This window comes from Nocardia sp. NPDC051321, assembly GCF_044455225.1.
Taxonomy (GTDB): Bacteria; Actinomycetota; Actinomycetes; order Mycobacteriales; family Mycobacteriaceae; genus Nocardia.
Window position 1 is genome coordinate 268,614 of record NZ_JBITEM010000005.1, and the last position, 16,940, is coordinate 285,553.

General features: G+C 67.0%; 17 protein-coding genes. 10 read left to right on the plus strand and 7 right to left on the minus strand.

The annotated features are described in order from the left end of the window. Nucleotides 1-5: 5 nt before the first annotated feature. Both ACIA8C_RS13495 and ACIA8C_RS13500 read left to right on the plus strand, forming a co-directional pair. A complete protein-coding gene (locus ACIA8C_RS13495; protein ID WP_397134266.1) occupies nt 6-668 on the plus strand; it encodes a TetR/AcrR family transcriptional regulator in 663 nt (220 codons plus the stop codon). Nucleotides 669-887: 219 nt separating this feature from the next. Continuing rightward, nucleotides 888-2,003, plus strand: coding sequence for a hypothetical protein (locus ACIA8C_RS13500; protein WP_397134268.1), 1,116 nt, complete (start codon nt 888-890; stop codon nt 2,001-2,003). A gap of 1 nt (nt 2,004) precedes the next feature. Here ACIA8C_RS13500 and ACIA8C_RS13505 read toward each other — a convergent pair whose 3' ends face one another. From ACIA8C_RS13505 to ACIA8C_RS13520, 4 genes are all read right to left on the minus strand, one after another. Beyond that, complete coding sequence (locus ACIA8C_RS13505; protein ID WP_397134270.1) at nt 2,005-3,534, minus strand: FAD-dependent oxidoreductase; 1,530 nt, start codon at nt 3,532-3,534, stop codon at nt 2,005-2,007. A 71-nt stretch (nt 3,535-3,605) separates the two neighbouring features. After that, nucleotides 3,606-4,616, minus strand: coding sequence for a DNA topoisomerase IB (locus tag ACIA8C_RS13510; protein ID WP_397134272.1), 1,011 nt, complete (start codon nt 4,614-4,616; stop codon nt 3,606-3,608). 67 nt (nt 4,617-4,683) lie between these two features. Beyond that, the gene (locus ACIA8C_RS13515) at nt 4,684-4,878 is read right to left on the minus strand and encodes a general stress protein (RefSeq protein WP_378725710.1); all 195 of its coding nucleotides are present in this window, start codon (nt 4,876-4,878) and stop codon (nt 4,684-4,686) included. A 100-nt stretch (nt 4,879-4,978) separates the two neighbouring features. Beyond that, on the minus strand, nt 4,979-6,247 hold the full coding sequence (locus tag ACIA8C_RS13520; protein ID WP_397134274.1) for a glycosyltransferase 87 family protein: 1,269 nt from the start codon (nt 6,245-6,247) through the stop codon (nt 4,979-4,981). Between the two features lie 128 nt (nt 6,248-6,375). Here ACIA8C_RS13520 and ACIA8C_RS13525 point away from each other — a divergent pair, with 128 nt between their 5' ends. From ACIA8C_RS13525 to ACIA8C_RS13535, 3 genes are read left to right on the plus strand one after another with little or no spacing between them, the layout of a single operon-like run. Then, nucleotides 6,376-7,005, plus strand: a complete 630-nt coding sequence (locus ACIA8C_RS13525; RefSeq protein WP_397134276.1) for a flavodoxin family protein — start codon at nt 6,376-6,378, stop codon at nt 7,003-7,005. Then, the gene (locus ACIA8C_RS13530) at nt 7,005-7,634 is read left to right on the plus strand and encodes a UdgX family uracil-DNA binding protein (RefSeq protein WP_397134278.1); all 630 of its coding nucleotides are present in this window, start codon (nt 7,005-7,007) and stop codon (nt 7,632-7,634) included. The genes ACIA8C_RS13525 and ACIA8C_RS13530 overlap by 1 nt, the downstream gene beginning before the upstream one ends. 30 nt (nt 7,635-7,664) lie before the next feature. Continuing rightward, nucleotides 7,665-8,057 carry an ankyrin repeat domain-containing protein gene (locus ACIA8C_RS13535; RefSeq protein WP_397134280.1) on the plus strand — a complete coding sequence of 131 codons (393 nt, stop codon included), beginning with the start codon at nt 7,665-7,667 and terminating at the stop codon, nt 8,055-8,057. 3 nt (nt 8,058-8,060) lie between these two features. Here the strand turns inward: ACIA8C_RS13535 and ACIA8C_RS13540 are convergent, their stop codons facing one another. Then, complete coding sequence (locus ACIA8C_RS13540; RefSeq protein ID WP_397134282.1) at nt 8,061-9,431, minus strand: FAD-dependent oxidoreductase; 1,371 nt, start codon at nt 9,429-9,431, stop codon at nt 8,061-8,063. A 158-nt stretch (nt 9,432-9,589) separates the two neighbouring features. Here ACIA8C_RS13540 and ACIA8C_RS13545 point away from each other — a divergent pair, with 158 nt between their 5' ends. Together ACIA8C_RS13545 and ACIA8C_RS13550 are read left to right on the plus strand one after the other, a co-directional pair. Continuing rightward, nucleotides 9,590-11,146, plus strand: coding sequence for an amino acid permease (locus ACIA8C_RS13545; protein WP_397134284.1), 1,557 nt, complete (start codon nt 9,590-9,592; stop codon nt 11,144-11,146). 62 nt (nt 11,147-11,208) lie between these two features. Then, nucleotides 11,209-11,919: a hypothetical protein gene (locus tag ACIA8C_RS13550; RefSeq protein WP_397134286.1), complete on the plus strand. Its 711-nt coding sequence runs from the start codon at nt 11,209-11,211 to the stop codon at nt 11,917-11,919. Nucleotides 11,920-11,926: 7 nt separating this feature from the next. On the opposite strand, the gene ACIA8C_RS13555 is transcribed toward ACIA8C_RS13550, so the two are convergent. Both ACIA8C_RS13555 and ACIA8C_RS13560 read right to left on the minus strand, forming a co-directional pair. Further along, the gene (locus ACIA8C_RS13555) at nt 11,927-12,415 is read right to left on the minus strand and encodes a carboxymuconolactone decarboxylase family protein (protein ID WP_397134288.1); all 489 of its coding nucleotides are present in this window, start codon (nt 12,413-12,415) and stop codon (nt 11,927-11,929) included. Beyond that, nucleotides 12,412-13,491 (minus strand): dihydrodipicolinate reductase, encoded by a 1,080-nt coding sequence (locus ACIA8C_RS13560; RefSeq protein WP_397134290.1) that lies wholly within the window; start codon nt 13,489-13,491, stop codon nt 12,412-12,414. Before ACIA8C_RS13560 ends, ACIA8C_RS13555 begins: the two co-directional genes overlap by 4 nt. 261 nt (nt 13,492-13,752) lie before the next feature. Between ACIA8C_RS13560 and ACIA8C_RS13565 the strand changes: the two genes are divergently transcribed. From ACIA8C_RS13565 to ACIA8C_RS13575, 3 genes are all read left to right on the plus strand, one after another. Further along, on the plus strand, nt 13,753-13,959 hold the full coding sequence (locus ACIA8C_RS13565; protein ID WP_397134292.1) for a hypothetical protein: 207 nt from the start codon (nt 13,753-13,755) through the stop codon (nt 13,957-13,959). 236 nt (nt 13,960-14,195) lie between these two features. Further along, the gene (locus ACIA8C_RS13570; RefSeq protein ID WP_397134294.1) at nt 14,196-14,528 is read left to right on the plus strand and encodes a hypothetical protein; all 333 of its coding nucleotides are present in this window, start codon (nt 14,196-14,198) and stop codon (nt 14,526-14,528) included. Between the two features lie 79 nt (nt 14,529-14,607). Beyond that, a complete protein-coding gene (locus ACIA8C_RS13575; RefSeq protein WP_397134295.1) occupies nt 14,608-16,860 on the plus strand; it encodes a serine/threonine-protein kinase in 2,253 nt (750 codons plus the stop codon). The last annotated feature ends 80 nt before the right edge of the window (nt 16,861-16,940 follow it).

The window sequence follows — 16,940 nt, forward strand, 5'->3', positions numbered from 1 at the left end:
CTCGGGTGACCCGAGCATTCAGCGGCACCTACCGCGGCACCTCGACCGCCGAACGCCGGGAAGATCGGCGCAGGCGGCTACTGGACACCGCACTCGACATCGTCGGCACCCAGGGCCTTTCCGCGCTCACCGTGCGCGGGCTCTGCGAACAGGCCAAGGTCGGGCCCCGTTTCTTCTACGAGGCGTTCCCCGATCTGGACACGCTCGCCTCGGAGCTACTGCTGGAGATCCAGGACGCCGCGCTCGACACCGCACGCGCGGCCGTCGCAGGCACCGATGGCGCGCCGCCGGACAAGATCCGCGCCGGGGTCGCCGCCCTCATCGTCGAACTCACCGACGACCCTCGGCGGGCGCAGGTCGTGTTCGCCCAGGCCTACGGCAGCGAAGTCTTGATGCGCAGCCGCTTCGACGGCATGCGCCGGGTCGCCGACGTCATCATCGAGCAGACCCGCCTGGTGCTCGACCTCCCCGCGGGCCACGACACCGCCGTCGCCGCGACCTCGCAGCTGATCACCGGCGGCGCCGCGGAACTGGTCCTGGTCTGGCTCGACGGCGGCCTCGATGTCGACCGTGACGGTCTCATCGATCTACTGGTCGAATTCACCATCTCGATGGTCGGCCGGCTCCCCGACGTCGCTCAGCGCCTGTCGGCGGGCCACGGGCGTTGACCCCGGAACCCGTTGCGACACCGCGAACTCCTGGAGCCGACTACCGCACCAGGCGTCGATCCCTTACGCTTTTGTTCATGAACACGCGCACGCGATTTCCGCACCCCGGGCCGTCAGTCGGCCGCGGGGTTCGCTGCGTGCGCCTGAACACGTAGTTCCTGTGGCCGTCGCCGGTTCGGGGGTTTCACCGAATCCGACTGGCTACCAAAGGAATTACGCATGCCTACCTATCTCACTCCGCTGGATCTGTCGCGCGCGCTGACCGTGCGCGACCTGAGCGACGCCGCGCAGGGCCCGCACGCCATGCAGGCACTGCTCGACGGGACCGTCGACGCACTGATCCGCGCGTGGGCGTCGACGGCGCGCGTGGTGCGCAATTCGCCGCTCGTCGCCGTCGTGGACAACTACGACAAGCTGGGTTACGACCCGGCCGACGTCACCCGCGATACGCGCTACACCCGCTACGTCAGCCCGACCACCATGTTGCGCAGCCACACCAGCGCCGACATCCCCGAAACCCTGCGTTGCTATACCGGGGTGACCACCGAGGTCGACGACCTCATCGTCATCCCGGGCCTGGTCTACCGCAGGGACGTCGTCGATCGAATCCACGTGGGCGAACCACATCAGGTCGACCTGTGGCGGCTGCGGTCACGCCCGGATACCGGCGACGGCGATGTGCGGGAGATGGTCGCCCACCTGGTCGAGGCGGTGCTTCCAGGCGCCGAGTGGCGCACGACGCCCGCCCGGCACCCCTACACCGCCCTCGGACGGCAAGTAGATGTGCGACTCGGCGACGAGTGGCTGGAACTCGCCGAATGCGGTCTCATCGCCGACCATGTCCTCGCGGGGGCCGGGCTCGATCCCTCGCATTGGTCCGGCACCGCGCTCGGCATGGGCTTGGACCGAGCGCTGATGCTGCGCAAGGGAATTCCCGATATCCGTTATCTGCGGTCCACCAATCCGCGCATCGCCGATCAGCTGCGGGATCTGTCACCGTGGCGGCCGGTTTCGATGCTGCCGCCGATCCGCCGCGACCTGTCGGTGGTGATCGCCGACGACACCGACGACGAAACCCTCGGCGACACGGTGCGAAAGGTGCTGCACGATCGGGTCGACGACATCGAGTCGGTACTCGTCACGGCACGGACGCCGTGGGCCGAGCTCTCCGAAAAGGCCAGGTACCGGCTCGGTATCGTCCCCGGCCAGACGAATGCCGTTGTGCGACTGATTCTTCGGCCGCTGACCCGCACCCTCACCGACGAGGAAGCCAACGCACTGCGCAATCAGGTGTATCTCGCGATCCACCTCGGCCCACGGCTGGAGCTCGCATGAACTACGCCGCAGCACCGAACCAGCGAATCAAGGCCGCCTCCAGGCCATCTCGGCTACCCGAGTCCGCGGCCCACGCCACGAACCCGTCGGGCCGAACGAGCATCGCCGACAGCTTCCTCGGTCGAGCAGCCTTTGCGGTGACCACCCGGACCGACGACGCCCAAGGTGCCGCCGCCGCACGCAATCCCGCGGAATCGGCCAGGTCGAACAGTACCGCGCCGCCGTCGACGAAGTGCTCACCGAGCCTGGTTCCGTCCGACAGCTCGAAGTCCGGCACCGCGGCACCGACGCGGTCGTGACCGCCGCCGAGGTCGTAGCGGTGCAGCACGCCGGATATCTTCCGGAGCACCATGGTCGCGGCGTCGCGGGTGGCCAGCAGTTCGGCCATCACCGCGCGAAGTTCCCTGCTGCGCTTGTCCGTTCGCATCAGGGCGACCTGCGCCCTGGTCCAGTCCAACACCCAGGCGCCGATCGGATGCCGCTCGGTGGTGTAGGTGTCGAGCAGGTCTTCCCGCGCCCGGCCCCGCACCACCGCGGCCAGCTTCCAGCCGAGGTTCACCGCGTCACCGACGCCGAGGTTGAGTCCCTGCCCACCGAACGGCGAATGTACGTGTGCCGCATCGCCTGCCAGCAGGACCCGGCCCTTGCGATACTCGGTGACCTGACGGGTGTTGTCGGTGAACCGGGTGGCCGAGTGCACGGCGGTGACCTCTACCGGAACACCCGACACGGCACGCAAACTCGCCTGCAGGTCCGCGGCGGTGATCGGCGCGGTGCGGTCGGCGGGCGGTCCGTCGAGCTCCACCGTGAGGATGCGGCCCATCGTCGGGTTATAGACGTACATGCCGGTGTCGGTCGTCGTCCAGCCGGGCGTCAGCCCTTCGGCTCCGTTCATCTCCACCAGCGCTTGATGACCTGTCAGTTCCGGGTCGAGGCCGGGAAAGTCGAAGCCGGACAGCTTGCGCACGATGCTGCGGCCACCGTCGCAACCGACCAGCCAGCCTGCCCGAATAGCGCTGTCGCCGAGCCGGATCGTGACGCCGTCGCCGTCTTCGGTGAAATCGGTGAGCTCGACGCCGCGTCGCACGGTTACGCCCAGCTCGGCGGCGTACCGCCCGAGGGTGGCCTCGATGTTCTGCTGCGGCACAAAGAACACCTCGCCGGCGGGGCCCACGTCCGCGAAAGCGGAATTGTCGGTGTCGATGAGGTCTATGTCGAGCATGATGCCCGCGAAGTGCCCGGCGAACTGCAGCTTGGGCTGCTCGGCACCGGTCGATTCGCCGCGGGACCGCACGAACAGCCCCATCCGCTTGCGCGCCTGCTCCTGATCGGCGATCAGTTCCGGCAGCAGCCCACGCCGGTAGAGCGCTTGCGCGGTCTGCACATTGACCCCCGCCGCCTTGAGTGTCGGATCGATCTCGTCGAGCCGCTCGACCACGAGCACATCCACCCCGGCGAGCCGCAATTCGCAAGCCAGCATCAGCCCCACTGGACCGGCCCCGGCTACTACTACATCACATGTCTCGTTCATGAATCCGATTGTGCCGTCGGCCGATTGCGGCACCCTTGCACCGCCCTTGCGCGACGTCTCGCGCGGCGGATCTACTTCACTTTGCGAAGCAGCCGGATGACCGCCTGATCGACCAGCTCTCGGCGGGCATCGTCGGAATCGGCCCGGCGCGCGCGGCGCAGCGCGGACGCGATGGTCGACCCGTTCTCGAAAGCCGTCACCACGCGCGGATCAACATACGAGTTACGCGCGACGGTCGGCGTATTGCCCAGTGCCGTCGCGACGTCTTCCATGACCTTCTTCACCACTGCCTTGCGCCCGGTCTTCGACGCCGGGCGTTCGGTCGAGGCGAAGTCCGCCGCCGCCAAAACCGTTGCCTGCCAGGTACGCAGGTCCTTGGCGCTGCACTCGCAGCACGCCAGTTCCTTGAACCGGAGATTGATGTCGTCGGCGTGCAGTTCCCGATAACCGGCGCCAGCACGGTAAACGAGCAACCGCTCCGAGCCGGACTTGCAGCGCCGCAGCGCCCGAATAGTCTTGGCCACCAAAGGTTCCCGAATGGACACCCGCCGCCGGATACCGCCCTTGGCCGGATAGTCGAACAGCATTTCGTCGCCCGACAATCGGACTTGCTCGCGCAATAGCGTTGCGACCCCGCGAGTCCCGTGCTCCTCGGCGTATTCCTCACCGCCGACCCGGAAGACGCCGCGATCCAGCAGTTCGATCGCCACCGCCTCGGCACGTCGCTTGCTGAGCCGCTGTTCCGAAAGATCGGCCCTGACCTGCCGCCGCACCTCGGGCAGCCGGGCGGCGAGTTCGAGCACACGGTCGAACTTCTCCTCGTCCCGTTCCCGGCGCCACTGCTCGTGATACAGGTACTGCCGCCGGCCGGCCGCGTCCACACCGACCGCCTGCACATGGCCGTTGGGGTGCGGGCAGATCCACACCTTGCGCCACGCGGGCGGGATAACCAAAGCCTTGATGCGGTCCAGGGTTTCGTCGTCGGACACCGCGTCACCGTCGGTGGTCGCGTAGGAAAACCCGCGGCCACGTCTGACCCGGGTCAAGCCGGGGCCGTACACCGTACTGCGGCGCAAGCGCATCGAACTGTTATCCCTTCCGGGACGGGCGATGGGCGGGGCAAGTGCCCCGCCCATCGGCTGTTTTCGACTATCGGTTCAGGTGGCTGCGTTCGCCGCCGAGGCGCTTGGCCGCGGTCGGTTGCGCCGCCGCGCCCTTTTTGCCTGCCTCGCTCGCGCGTTTCGGGTCGTTGTCGAAGCTGCCGCTACTCGCCTTGCCACCCTGGCTGGCGATCTTGCGCTGCTGCTCCGCGTCCATGGCGGCAAAGCCACGTCGGGCGGCCATGAATCCCTCCTTGCCTCGAGTAATTCTGTCGGCGACGGCAGGGTGCCGTCACTGACGGCCCTACCCGGGGATTCCGGCAGCAAACACTAGGTGGTCAGAATTAGTGCTGCGGGACGAGCGCGGGGACGGGTTCCGGCACCCGTGCCGCGCGGCGACCCGCGACGAAGTACAGCGCGACGAGCAGCACGCTGAACCAGACATAGGTGTTGCCGATGATGTGTTGCCATGGCGTCCACTGGGTTTCGCGATGTTCGCCGTCGGGCAGCCAGTTCTGCGGGCCGTACACGAAGACCGCGGTCATGACAGCGATGGTGATCCACCAGCCGATGGCCTGCCTGCGCGGCAACAGCGTGGCGTAGCCGACCGCGCCTGCCAGCGCCGGGGCGATCCAGACCCAGTGGTGCGACCAGGAAATCGGGGACAGCAGCAGGGTGAAGACCGCGTTGATGGCGAGCGCGAGCGGCGGGAAGTCGGCGGCCCGCCGCATGGCCGCGACCACGAGCACCAGCAGCGCGGCACCGAGAACCAGCCACACGATGGTGAACAGCGGCTTGGGCACCTGCAACCGGGACAGCACCGCCTGGATCGACTGGTTCGTGTGGAACGCCGATCCGCTCAAGCCGGACACATTGCCCATGCCGCCGAACCAGTACTTCGCGGACTCGTGCGGCAGCACGGCGAAGCCGAGCGCGGTGGCCGCCGCGCCGGTCGCCGCCGCCGTTGCCGCCGACTTGTAGTCGCGACGCACCAGGAAATACAGCACGAACGCCGCGGGCGTCAGCTTGATGGCCGCGGCGACGCCGATCAGCATGCCGCGCCGCCAGCGCGGTTTTATCGCCAGGCAGTCGGCCACCACCAGCGCCATCAGCAGCAGGTTCACCTGACCGAAGTCCAGCGTCGAGTGCACCGGCTCGAGTAGCAGCGCCAGCGGTGTCGCGCACGCGGTCGCCACCAGGGCCAGCCTGCGCTGATCCTCGCCGGGCCACACCCGCCGGGCGACCAGGTACATGGTGAGGGCCAGCGCGAGCACCGAGGACACGAAGAAGGTGAACGCGGCCGCGTGCCAGGGCAGCAGCGCGAACGGGCTCAGCGCCAGCGCGGCGAACGGTGGATAGATGAACGGCAGCCCGGCGCCGATGGTGGTCTGCGGCAGCTGTCCGTACATGTCGTGGCCATGCCGTAGCGCGTCCACACCGAGGCGATACACCTGCAGGTCGATGAACCCACCGGTGATCTTGTGGAAGGGCCAGGTCGGCAGCAGCAAGCAGAACGCGGCGAACGCGATACAGAGGACCGGTGCCAGCCACCCAGCGACGCCGAGTCGACGGTTCTTGGCTTCCGGCTCAACGCGGGTGGTCACACTACTCATCCGCGGCGACTATACCGACCTATCCCGTCCGGTACACCAGGTGGGAGGGCCCTTCGGCGGCCTGCCGAGTGATCCCTCGCAAAACGGGTACCTCGCCAGCACGCTCCCACCCGAAGGAGGTCGACCCGATGACCGCGTTGACGGCTGTTGCGCTGGTGTGCAGTTTGAAGAAGTCGCCCGAACCGTCGAGCAGTGAACTGCTGGCCGGGCAGGTGCTCGACGAGCTCGAACGCCACGGCGTGGACGGCCGGGTGGTCCGGGTGGTCGACTACGACGTGCGGCCCGGGGTGAGCGCCGACGAGGGCGACGGGGATGCCTGGCCGATGCTGCGCGAGATGATCGCGAGCGCCGATATCGTCCTCATCGCGACACCAACCTGGGTCGGGCATATGTCGTCGGTGGCGCAGCGCGTGCTCGAACGGCTGGACGCGGAACTATCGGAGACCGACGACGAGGGCAGGCCGAGCATGGTCGGCAAGGTCGCGATCGCCGCGGTGGTCGGCAACGAGGACGGCGCACACAAGATCGTCGCGGATCTGTTCCAGGCGCTCAACGACATCGGGTTCACCGTCCCCGCGCAGGGCGGCACCTACTGGAACGGGCAGGCGATGGGTTCGGTCGACTACAAGGATCTGTACCAGGTCCCCGACGCCGTCCAGCAGGCCACCGCGGCGGTGGCCCGCAATGCCGCGCACCTGGCCGGGTTGCTGCGCGCCGAGGTCTATCCGGCCTACGCGCGGGAAACCCAGGAGGCGTGATGAAGGCCCCGGGCGCGGACGAGTTCGTCCCCGACACCCCCGATCTGGCGACGCTGCGCACCGCGTCCTGCGGCTGCCGGGGCTGCGACCTGTACCGGCACGCGACGCAAACCGTCTTCGGGGAGGGTCCGGCGGACGCGGCTGTCGTGCTGGTCGGTGAGCAGCCCGGCGATCAGGAGGATCAGCAGGGGCACCCCTTCGTCGGACCCGCCGGGCACCTGCTCGACCGTGCGCTGGCCGACGCCGGACTCGATCGCGAGACCCTCTATCTGACCAACGCCGTCAAGCACTTCAAGTTCGTCGAGCGCGGCAAGCGGCGGATCCACAAGGCACCGGGCCGCACCGAGATCGTCGCCTGCTCGGCCTGGATCACCGCCGAATTGGCACTGATTCGGCCCGAGCTGGTCGTCTGCCTCGGCGCGATCGCGGCGCAGGCGGTGATCGACCCGGCCTTCAAGGTGAGTAAGCAACGCGGACACGTCGTTTCGATGCCGGACTACCGGGCGATCGCCACGGTGCATCCGTCGGCGGTGCTGCGCGCGCCCGATCGGGCGGAGGCCTATGCCGCCTTCGTCGCCGACCTGAAGAAGGTGCGCGCCGAAATGAGCAAGCGCACGACCTCGGGCTGAGTGTCATCGGGGCATGGTAGGAATGGGCCAATGGGCGCTGACATGGATCCGGAGATCATCGAACTGGCCACCAAGCTGTTCGGCTTCGCGCAGCAGGGGGACGCCGCCTCGCTGGCCAGCTACGTGGACGCCGGGGTCTCCCCAGACCTGACCAACGAATCGGGTGACACACTGCTCATGCTGGCCGCATACCACGGCCATCGCGATGCCGTCGCGGCGCTGCTCGATCGGGACGCGGACCCGAACCGGGCCAACGACAAGGGCCAAACCCCGTTGGCCGGTGCGGTTTTCAAGGGCGAGAACGAGATCGCCCGGCTGCTCATCGAATCGGGGGCCGACCCGGACGGGGGCACCCCGTCGGCCCGCGAGGCCGCCGTCATGTTCGGCAAGGCGGAGCTGCTGGAGCTGATGGCCGACTACTGAGCGCTACTCGCGCTCGCGCACCGCGGTGACCGCCTTGCGCGCGGCCACCAGGACGGGATCCCACACCGGGGAGAACGGCGGCGCGTAGCCGAGATCGAGGGCGATCATCTGCTCGACCGTCATCCGCGCGGTGAGCGCGACGGCGGCGATGTCGACGCGTTTGCCCGCGCCCTCGCGGCCGACGATCTGCGCGCCGAGCAGGCGACCGGTGCGGCGCTCGGCGAGCAACTTCACCGTCATCGTCGCGGCGTCGGGGTAATAGCCCGCGCGGCTGGTGGATTCGATGGTGACGGTGACGAACTGCAGCCCCGCGGCCTGGGCGTCCTTCTCGCGCAGGCCGGTTCGCGCTACCTCGAGGTCGCAGACCTTGCTGACCGCGGTGCCGACGACGCCAGGGAAGGTCGCGTAACCTCCACCGGCACCGGTGCCGATGATCTGCCCGTGCTTGTTGGCGTGGGTGCCAAGGGCGATATGGCGTTCACGCCCGGACACCAGGTCGAGCACCTCGACGCAATCGCCACCCGCCCAAATGTTTTCGTGGCCACGCACGCGCATCGCCAGATCGGTGAGCAGTCCGCCGTGCTCCCCCAGCGGCAGGCCCGCCGCGCGGGCCAGTTCCGTGTCCGGGCGCACGCCGATCCCGAGCACCACGACATCCGCGCCGTATTCGGCACCGTCGGCGACCACCGCGCGGACCAGACCCTGTGCGTCGGTGCGAATCTCGCTCACCTCGGCATTGCCGACCACCTTGATCCCCATGCCGCACATGGCATCTCGGACCAGCGCACCCATATCCGGGTCCATCGTCGACATCGGCTCAGGGCCGCGGTGCACCATCGTGACGTCGTAGCCGCGCTGAATCAGCGCCTCCGCCATCTCGACCCCGATGTAGCCCGCGCCGACCACTACCGCGCGCTTGCCCTCGGTGCGTTCGAGGGTGTCGATCAGCGCTTGCCCGTCGTCGAGTGTCTGCACGCCGTGCACGCCAGGTGCGTCGATGCCGGGCAGCGGCGGACGGATCGGGCGGGCACCGGTGGCGATGACGAGTTTGTCGTAGTCCGTCCATGATTCGGTGCCGGACTCGAGGTCACGGGCGCGTACCCGGCGGCCGGTGACGTCGATCTCGGTCGCCTCGGTGCGCAGCCGAAGGTCGATGTCGCGGGATCGATGCTCCTCTGGCGTGCGGGCGATCAGCGCGTCCCGTTCGAGCACCGCGCCGCCAACCCAGTACGGGATGCCGCACGCGGAGAACGAGGTGAACCGGCCGCGTTCGAACACCACGATCTCCAGCTCGCTCGCGCCCCGCAGCCTGCGTGCCTGCGAGGCCGCCGACATGCCTGCCGCGTCACCACCGATGACCACCAGTCGCTCCATACGTCTCACGCTACGGCCGACGGCCGACGGGCCCTGGCAGGGGGTCGGCGCGATTTGCCGCGGTATTCCTGGTTGCCGTGCGGTCGACCCGGGTTTACCGCAGACTGATCTTCTGGCAAACGCTGTGTGAGGGCAGCGTTTACACCCGGGAGCTGTATATGAGTGATACCCCGTCTCCGTCCGACGATGAACGCCGGCTCGCCGAACTCGGCTACAAGCAAGAATTGGCCCGATCCTGGTCCGGATTCTCGAACTTCGCCATCAGTTTCACCATCGTCTCCATCCTGACCGGCGGATTGGCCAGTTACGGAATCGGTTTGGCCAATGGCGGCCCGATCACCATGGCCTGGGGCTGGCCGCTTGTCTCGATCATGGTGCTGTTCATCGGCATGGCGATGGCGGAATTGGCGTCCGCCTATCCCACCTCCGGCGGCCTGTATTGGTGGGCGTCGCAGCTCGGCGGGCCGGTCTGGGGCTGGTTCACCGGGTGGTTCAACCTGATCGGCCAGATCGCGGTCACCGCGGCCATCGATTACGGGGCCGCGATCTTCACCACCGTGGTCTTGAATGTGATCGGCATCGATATCGGCACCGACCGCACCGCGATCTTCCTGGTTTTCCTGGTGATCCTGGTGCTGCACGCGGTGCTGAACGCGATCGGGCCGCATCTGTCCGCGGTGATCAACAACATTTCCGCGTGGTGGCACGTCGGCGGGGTGGCGATATTCGTGCTGGTGCTCGCGTTCGGCGCGAATCATCATCAGAGCGTCGAGTTCGTGTTCACCAAAACCGTCGACAACGCCGGGGTCGGGTTCGGCGGCGTCGCCTTCAGCTTCCTGCTCGGCCTGCTGCACGCGCAATACACCTTCACCGGCTACGACGCGTCCGCGCACATGTCCGAGGAAACCCACGACGCCTCGCGGATGGCGGCGAAAGGCATCATCAACACCATCGTGGTGTCGGCGATCGCCGGATATCTGCTCATCATGGCGGTGACCTTCGCGATTCCGAATCTCGACGACACCCTCGATCCGACGAAGAACAGCGGCTATCCGGTGATCTACATCCTGGAGAACTCGCTCACGTCGTTCTGGTCCGGGCTGCTGCTGGTCATCGCCGCGATCGCGCAGTTGTTCTGCGGATATGCCTCGGTCACCTCGGCCTCGCGCATGCTGTTCGCGTTCGCCCGCGACGGCGCGGTACCGGGATCGGCGCTCTGGTCGAAACTTTCGGCCAAGCGGGTGCCGGTGAACGCGGTGTTGTTCATCTCGGTCTTCGCGTTCGTGCTGTTGATTCCGTCGATGCTGGTGCCCGCCGAGAACGCGCCGACCGCCTACGCGGCCGCCACCTCGGTGGCGACCATCGGTCTCTACATCGCCTACGGGATACCCATCCTGCTTCGGCAGCTGCACGGGACCCGATTCCGCACCGGCCCTTGGCAACTCGGCCGCTGGTATCGCCCGATCGGCATCGTTGCGCTGATCTGGATCGTCCTGATCAGCGTCCTGTTCATCCTGCCCACCGACGACCGCGGTTATCCATGGAACAGCGAGTTCACCTGGAACACGGTCAACTACGCGCCGATCGCGCTGGTCGGCGTGGTCGGCGCGATCGGCATCTGGTGGCTGGTATCGGCGCGCACCTGGTTCACCGGGCCGAAGCGCACGGTCGAGCAGGCCCCCGACGCCGGTGACGAAACGGTGGTCAACGCCTGAGTGGACGGCAACTAACGACTACTGGTTCGCGGTGTGTCGGTGCCGGTCGCTAGGTTCGTCACATGGAAAGGATCGACCTGGAAGACAATCCGACCATCGGTTGGATTGTTTTTCCGGGAAACCCGTGGCCGGACGGACATGCGATCGAGGAGTTCGCGTGGACCGGGCGGATCGACGAGAACGGCAATTTATGGTTCGACCTGCACCTGCGGTCGGCGGAGTATGTGGCCGCGGGAGAGCCGGAAAGTGGCATGGGGGCCGGGGATTGGTCGTCGCCTGAGGTGTGGCAGAACTACCGCAGTTGCACGTTGTCGTCCACCTACTGGGGCGAGGACGACGGCACCGGATTGCTCGCCGCCACGCCCGGTAATCCATTCCAGCTGAAAAAGTTGACGCCACAACGGTTGACGGCCGATCCGCTGCCGCTCATCGAGCTCGATCAGCTCGAATATCTCGCCTTCAACATCTACCTGCTCGGCCACGATTCGGTGGCCGACCAGGAGGTCGTTTTCACCCGCCGCCCCGACGGCACCCACGCCATCGCCTGGCGGGGACGCATCGCGCTGACCTACGTCGGCGACAATGACTTTCGCCATGAATTCGAGGCCCGCATCGCCGCGTCACTCGAATACATCCGATACCCGGCCAGCCTTTCCCTCGAGGAGGCACACGACCATCTCCAGGCTGTCGTCGACGCGCCCGAGTTGTTCGAGACCGGGCTGGTAGACGGCCAACCCGCCTGGGTGCCGAAGCGAACGACCGGACAGCGCTAATCGTTTGTCAGGCGGCCGAATGGCCGGGCAGCACACAAACGGTGTCGAGGCCGAGCACGCGATTCAATCGGCCGAAGGCCAGCCAGGAACCGATACTCATGCTGAGTTCCACGAGTTCGACCTGGGAGTACTCGGTGAGCATCCGAGTCAAGAACTCGTCATCGATGCCGTGATGATCGAGGGCATAGCGCTCGGCGTATTCGGCGGCGAGCCTGGTGCGTTCGTCGAAAGCTTCGGTCAGGCGCCAGTCGGTGACGGCGTCGGCGAACTCCGGCTCCACCTTCTTGCCGTCGCGTTCGGTGCGCCAGTCCTGACAGAAGATACAGCCGTTGATTTGCGCGATGCGCAGCCGAGCCGCCTCGAATTCGCGCAGCCCGAGGGTGCTGTGCGAATACACCGACATCGAGAACTGTGCCGCGGCAACGCCGATACCGGGCACCATTTCGCCCCAGACGTAACCGATCGGGTCCTTGCCCTCGGGGATATCGATGATCATGGATTCTTCCTTCCGAGTTTGCCGACTGCCGGACGCAGCGGAATATCGAGCGCGTCATAGAGTCCGGGTTCGGCGTCGGCGAGCCAATCGATGGCGCTCACCAAACGGCCTACGGCAGTGGCGTTTCCGCCCGCGGCGCGATTGCCGTTCTCGTCCGACGCCTCGATGGTGACCTCGATGCGCGGGCGACCCTCGATGATCACCCGGTGCGCGCCGTCGCCGTCGGCCGGCGCGGGCCAGTCCGGCGCGCAGGACGCGTGGATGCGGGTGATGTGTTCGACGATGATGCGCGGCTCGCCCGCGACGATGCCCTGCACCTCGAACCGCACCGCGCCCTGGGTGCCCGCCGCGAACTCCCCCATCGACGGGGTGGTGATCGTGGTGTCGAGGTGGCGCCGCTCCAGCGTTTCGCGGATCTCGTCCAGTTCGACGCCGAGCGCCCGCGCCATCAGCCGAATCTGGCCGCCCCACACCATGGTCGGCACCGTCGGCGCGAGCATGGGTGGTTGATAGTCCATCGGCTGACCCATGCCGACCAGGTAGCGGACCGAGTCCGGCTGGTCGTAGGTGGCGTAGTCGAAGATCTCCTGGCAGCGGATCACGTCGACGGTGCCGCCGAGTCCGCTGATCAGCAGCGGCAGCACGTCGTTGCCCCAGCCGGGGTCGACGCCGGAGACGAACAGCGAGCCGCCGCCTTCGGCGATCGCGGCGAGCACCGGGTCGCGGATCTCCGCCGGTGCGTTGCGCGGGTCGTAGAGCGCGTACAGCGCGGGCGTGACGACTATCGCGCCCGCGCGCAGGGCACGGACGATGTCGGCGAGCGCGTCGTCGGGGCGGATATCGCCGGATGCCGCGTAGACGATCGCGCGCGGTTTCGTCGCGAGCACCGCGTCGATGTCGGCGACGGCCGCGACGCCGACCCGGTAGTCGAGACCGCTCAACTCCCCGGCGTCGCGCCCGACCTTGTCCGGGTTGTGCACGAGCACACTGGTGAGTTGCAGCGCCGGATGTGCCTCGACGGCTCGAATGGCCGCCCGGCCGACATTGCCGGTGCCCCACACCGTCGTGGAGATCATGCGGCGAGCGTAGCAAGCGCTTGGTCGGTTTCACGGAGTTATCGCAAAGCCCGGGGCACGGTAGCGGCCGTCCGACGCAGCGGGTACGCTAGCTACATCTCGGGGGGCCGCGTGATTGATCCGCGACTGAAATCCCTCCCGCAATCCTCCCAAAGTTATCTGTAACCGTCGGTTACAGATAACTCCCGCAGGTGCGATCGGTAGCCGTACGGTTACCAGTTTCGGCCACTGTCCCGCAGGCACGGGTGGGAGACTGGGTTGATGATTCCCACGGATCAGCTGACCGACCCTGCCGTGCGCGCCTTCGCGACCGCCGTCAACAGCGACGACCCCAGCGCGTTGCACGGCACCCGCACCCCGGACGCCACCATGTCCGACGACGGCAGTGCCGAAGACCTACACCAGCGCAAGTGGCGCTTCACCGTGGACGGCGGGCAGGTCGCACGCTTCGACACCGGGCAGGCTTGACCAGCCGATAAACCCCCGTAATCGACTGCCGCACAACACATCACAGCAGCCAATCGCACACCCGGAATTACCCATCCAGCACCCTTCCGGTAGAGGCGTTCCCCAGTCGAGGGTTCCGGTACCCGAAACCGGTGCTCTCCATGGCAATAGCGAGTTAGGTTTAGGAGGCTCGGGGGCGGGCTACAGGGTGGTGTGATGCGCGTCAGGTCAACTTCGTACTGCGAGAAGGGGTGGTGATGATGACAGAAAGGGCGACCGCGCTCGGTTACCTGCGGCGCGATATCTCTGGCGCGCAGCAGGCCTGGGATGAAACCCAGATCCGAAGCCTCGCAAAGCGACTCGGTTACGATCTGCGCAAAACCATTGTCTTCGACGCGGACACCGAATACCGCCTCGACCAACTGGAGACCGCGGTCCAGATAAACCAGGCCGAGGCGGTAATAACACCGACGCTCGACCATCTCGACGGCGCCGCGGACCCCCTCGTCAAATCCTGCGACGTCATCACCGTGCGCCCCGAAAACACCTACGCCCGCTGGGCCTTCCCCAAAGCCCATGGCGACGGGTAAATCGCTATTCGCCGTCCGGCGGATTACCGAGTAGGGCAAACATCGGGTTTCCGGCGGGCGGCGGGGCTACGATGCGCAGATGGCGCACCCTGCCCCGGCGGTTTCGGGGGCGACGGTCGCATCGGATCGTTCGCCCGGCCTATCGCGCGGGGGTGGTGTCGCCGAGGTGGTCGAACGGTTTGCCGAGGCGTGGCGCGAGGGTGCTGAGCCGCCGGATCTGCTGGCTTATCTGCCGGACTCGCCCGGCATTCGACGGGTCTCGTTGATCGAGTTGATCAAGGTCGATCTTGCCCATCGCTGGGGACGCGGCGCGGCGCCGAAACGGCTCGCGGAGTATGTGGCGGAGCTGCCCGAATTGCGGACCTGGCCGTTGCCGCCGGATCTCATCTACGAGGAGTTCCACGTCCGGCGGCGGGCGGGCACGTCGGTGCGGGTCGCTGAGTACACCGCGGCGTATCCCGAACAGGCCGAACACCTTTCGGAGATGCTGGCGACCGACGACTATCACAGCACGATGCTCTCGGCCGCCGAGCCGGTGAATCTCGACGATATCGAGGTCGGGCAGAAGATCGACGACTTCGATCTGATGACCGGGCTCGGGCGCGGCGCGTTCGCGCGGGTGTTCCTGGCGCGGCAACGGTCGATGCAGCGGCTGGTCGCGGTGAAGATCTCCCGCGACAAAAGCACCGAGCCGCAGACATTGGCACAGCTGGATCACGACTACATCGTTCGAGTCTTCGATCAGCGCGTGCTGGAGAGCCGCGGGCTGCGGCTGCTGTACATGCAGTACGTGCCGGGCGGAACGTTGTTCACCGTGCTCGAACGGGTTCGGGTGACACCGCAAGAACAGCGCGACGGCACGTTGCTGCTCGACGTGATCGACACGGTGCTGGCCGACAAGGGCGAGATCAGGCCGAGCGAATCACCGCTGCGCGCGGAACTGGCCCAACTGTCCTGGCCGGAAACCATTGCCTGGCTCGGCCGCAGGCTGGCCGAGGCGCTCGATTACGCGGGCAATGTCGGTGTGCTGCACCGCGATATCAAACCGGCGAATGTTTTGCTCACCGCGGACGGCATTCCCAAGCTCGCCGACTTCAATATCAGCTTCAGCGGCAATGTCTCTGGCGACAGCCCGGTTGCCTATTTCGGCGGGTCGCTGGCCTATATGTCGCCCGAGCAGCTGGCTGCGGTGCATCCGGATCGCACGGGCACGGCCGCGGATCTCGACACCCGAAGCGACCTCTACGCGCTCGCGGTGGTGCTGTGGGAATTACTCACCGGCCGCAAGCCTTTCGACGACGACTCGGTGACCGGCGGCGACCGCACGGCGCTGGACGGCATGCTGGAGCGCCGCTCCGGCAGCCCGAAAGCACTGCCGTATCAAGACCTTCCGGCGGACTGTCCGGCGGCGCTGGAACGCGCGTTGGTTCGCGCGCTCGACCCGGAACCCGGCAACCGCTGGCCGCGCGGCGCGGACATGGCCCAGCAACTGGAGGTCTGCCTCGACGCACGCGCCCGCGACCTGGTCGACCCGCCACCGACCAGCTGCCGGCTGCGGGCGCGCCAGCTCATGCACCCGATCATGGCGCTCGCCATCGCGGTGCCGAACGCGCTGGCGATCTGGTACAGCTACAACCACAATCGGACACTGATCATCAACAAGCTCGACGCGCCGGCGCAGCACCGGTTCGACCAGATCGCCGTCACCACTTACGGGTTGTGCTTCCTGATCGGCTTTGTGGTCACCAATGTGCTCCTCGCGAACCTGTGGTCGATTTCGCGCGGGCTGCGCAAGGGAAAGTCCTACGACGCGGCCATTCTCGCCCGCGCGCGCAGCGACACTCTGCAGCTCGGCAAGCGAAATGTGCTGACCTGCTTCGCACTGTGGGTTATCGCGGGCGTGGTAGTCCCGGTTTCGGTGCGGGCATCCGGTAACCAGATCACCTCGGCGTCGTACCTGCACTTCTTCATCACGCAGATCGTGTGCGGTGCCATCGCCATGGCGTACCCGTATTTCATGGTCAACTTTTACGCGGTGCGCTCGCTGTATCCGATGTTTCTGCGGCACGGCGGGCTCGGCGCACCGGACGCGCGCCGACTGCGCCAGCTCGATCGCCGCAGCACCTATTTCCTGGCGATCGCCGCCGCCGTTCCGCTGCTCGGTGTCGCGGGCGCGACGTTCATTCCGCCCGAGGACATTCCGGCGGTTATCGTGGCGGTGCGGGTGCTGTGTGTGGGTAGCGCGCTCGCGTTCGTCGGGGCGTATTGGCTGTTCCGCATGTTGGAGCAGGACCTGGCCGCGTTGGAACGCATCGTCGCCCGCTCGGTGTGATCACCGGACACGCTGTGCCTGACGCTGATGCGACAGCACGCCAATTCGGACAAACAACGTTTTTGCCACTGGGCGAATAA

What these genes read in the sequence shown, in the direction of transcription:
- ACIA8C_RS13500 (WP_397134268.1), top strand. Translation starts at nt 888, where the DNA reads ATGCCTACCTATCTCACTCCGCTGGATCTGTCGCGCGCGCTGACCGTG.
- ACIA8C_RS13505 (WP_397134270.1), bottom strand. Translation starts at nt 3,534, where the DNA reads ATGAACGAGACATGTGATGTAGTAGTAGCCGGGGCCGGTCCAGTGGGG.
- ACIA8C_RS13510 (WP_397134272.1), bottom strand. Translation starts at nt 4,616, where the DNA reads ATGCGCTTGCGCCGCAGTACGGTGTACGGCCCCGGCTTGACCCGGGTC.
- ACIA8C_RS13515 (WP_378725710.1), bottom strand. Translation starts at nt 4,878, where the DNA reads ATGGCCGCCCGACGTGGCTTTGCCGCCATGGACGCGGAGCAGCAGCGC.
- ACIA8C_RS13520 (WP_397134274.1), bottom strand. Translation starts at nt 6,247, where the DNA reads ATGAGTAGTGTGACCACCCGCGTTGAGCCGGAAGCCAAGAACCGTCGA.
- ACIA8C_RS13525 (WP_397134276.1), top strand. Translation starts at nt 6,376, where the DNA reads ATGACCGCGTTGACGGCTGTTGCGCTGGTGTGCAGTTTGAAGAAGTCG.
- ACIA8C_RS13530 (WP_397134278.1), top strand. Translation starts at nt 7,005, where the DNA reads ATGAAGGCCCCGGGCGCGGACGAGTTCGTCCCCGACACCCCCGATCTG.
- ACIA8C_RS13535 (WP_397134280.1), top strand. Translation starts at nt 7,665, where the DNA reads ATGGGCGCTGACATGGATCCGGAGATCATCGAACTGGCCACCAAGCTG.
- ACIA8C_RS13540 (WP_397134282.1), bottom strand. Translation starts at nt 9,431, where the DNA reads ATGGAGCGACTGGTGGTCATCGGTGGTGACGCGGCAGGCATGTCGGCG.
- ACIA8C_RS13545 (WP_397134284.1), top strand. Translation starts at nt 9,590, where the DNA reads ATGAGTGATACCCCGTCTCCGTCCGACGATGAACGCCGGCTCGCCGAA.
- ACIA8C_RS13550 (WP_397134286.1), top strand. Translation starts at nt 11,209, where the DNA reads ATGGAAAGGATCGACCTGGAAGACAATCCGACCATCGGTTGGATTGTT.
- ACIA8C_RS13555 (WP_397134288.1), bottom strand. Translation starts at nt 12,415, where the DNA reads ATGATCATCGATATCCCCGAGGGCAAGGACCCGATCGGTTACGTCTGG.
- ACIA8C_RS13560 (WP_397134290.1), bottom strand. Translation starts at nt 13,491, where the DNA reads ATGATCTCCACGACGGTGTGGGGCACCGGCAATGTCGGCCGGGCGGCC.
- ACIA8C_RS13565 (WP_397134292.1), top strand. Translation starts at nt 13,753, where the DNA reads ATGATTCCCACGGATCAGCTGACCGACCCTGCCGTGCGCGCCTTCGCG.
- ACIA8C_RS13570 (WP_397134294.1), top strand. Translation starts at nt 14,196, where the DNA reads ATGATGACAGAAAGGGCGACCGCGCTCGGTTACCTGCGGCGCGATATC.
- ACIA8C_RS13575 (WP_397134295.1), top strand. Translation starts at nt 14,608, where the DNA reads ATGGCGCACCCTGCCCCGGCGGTTTCGGGGGCGACGGTCGCATCGGAT.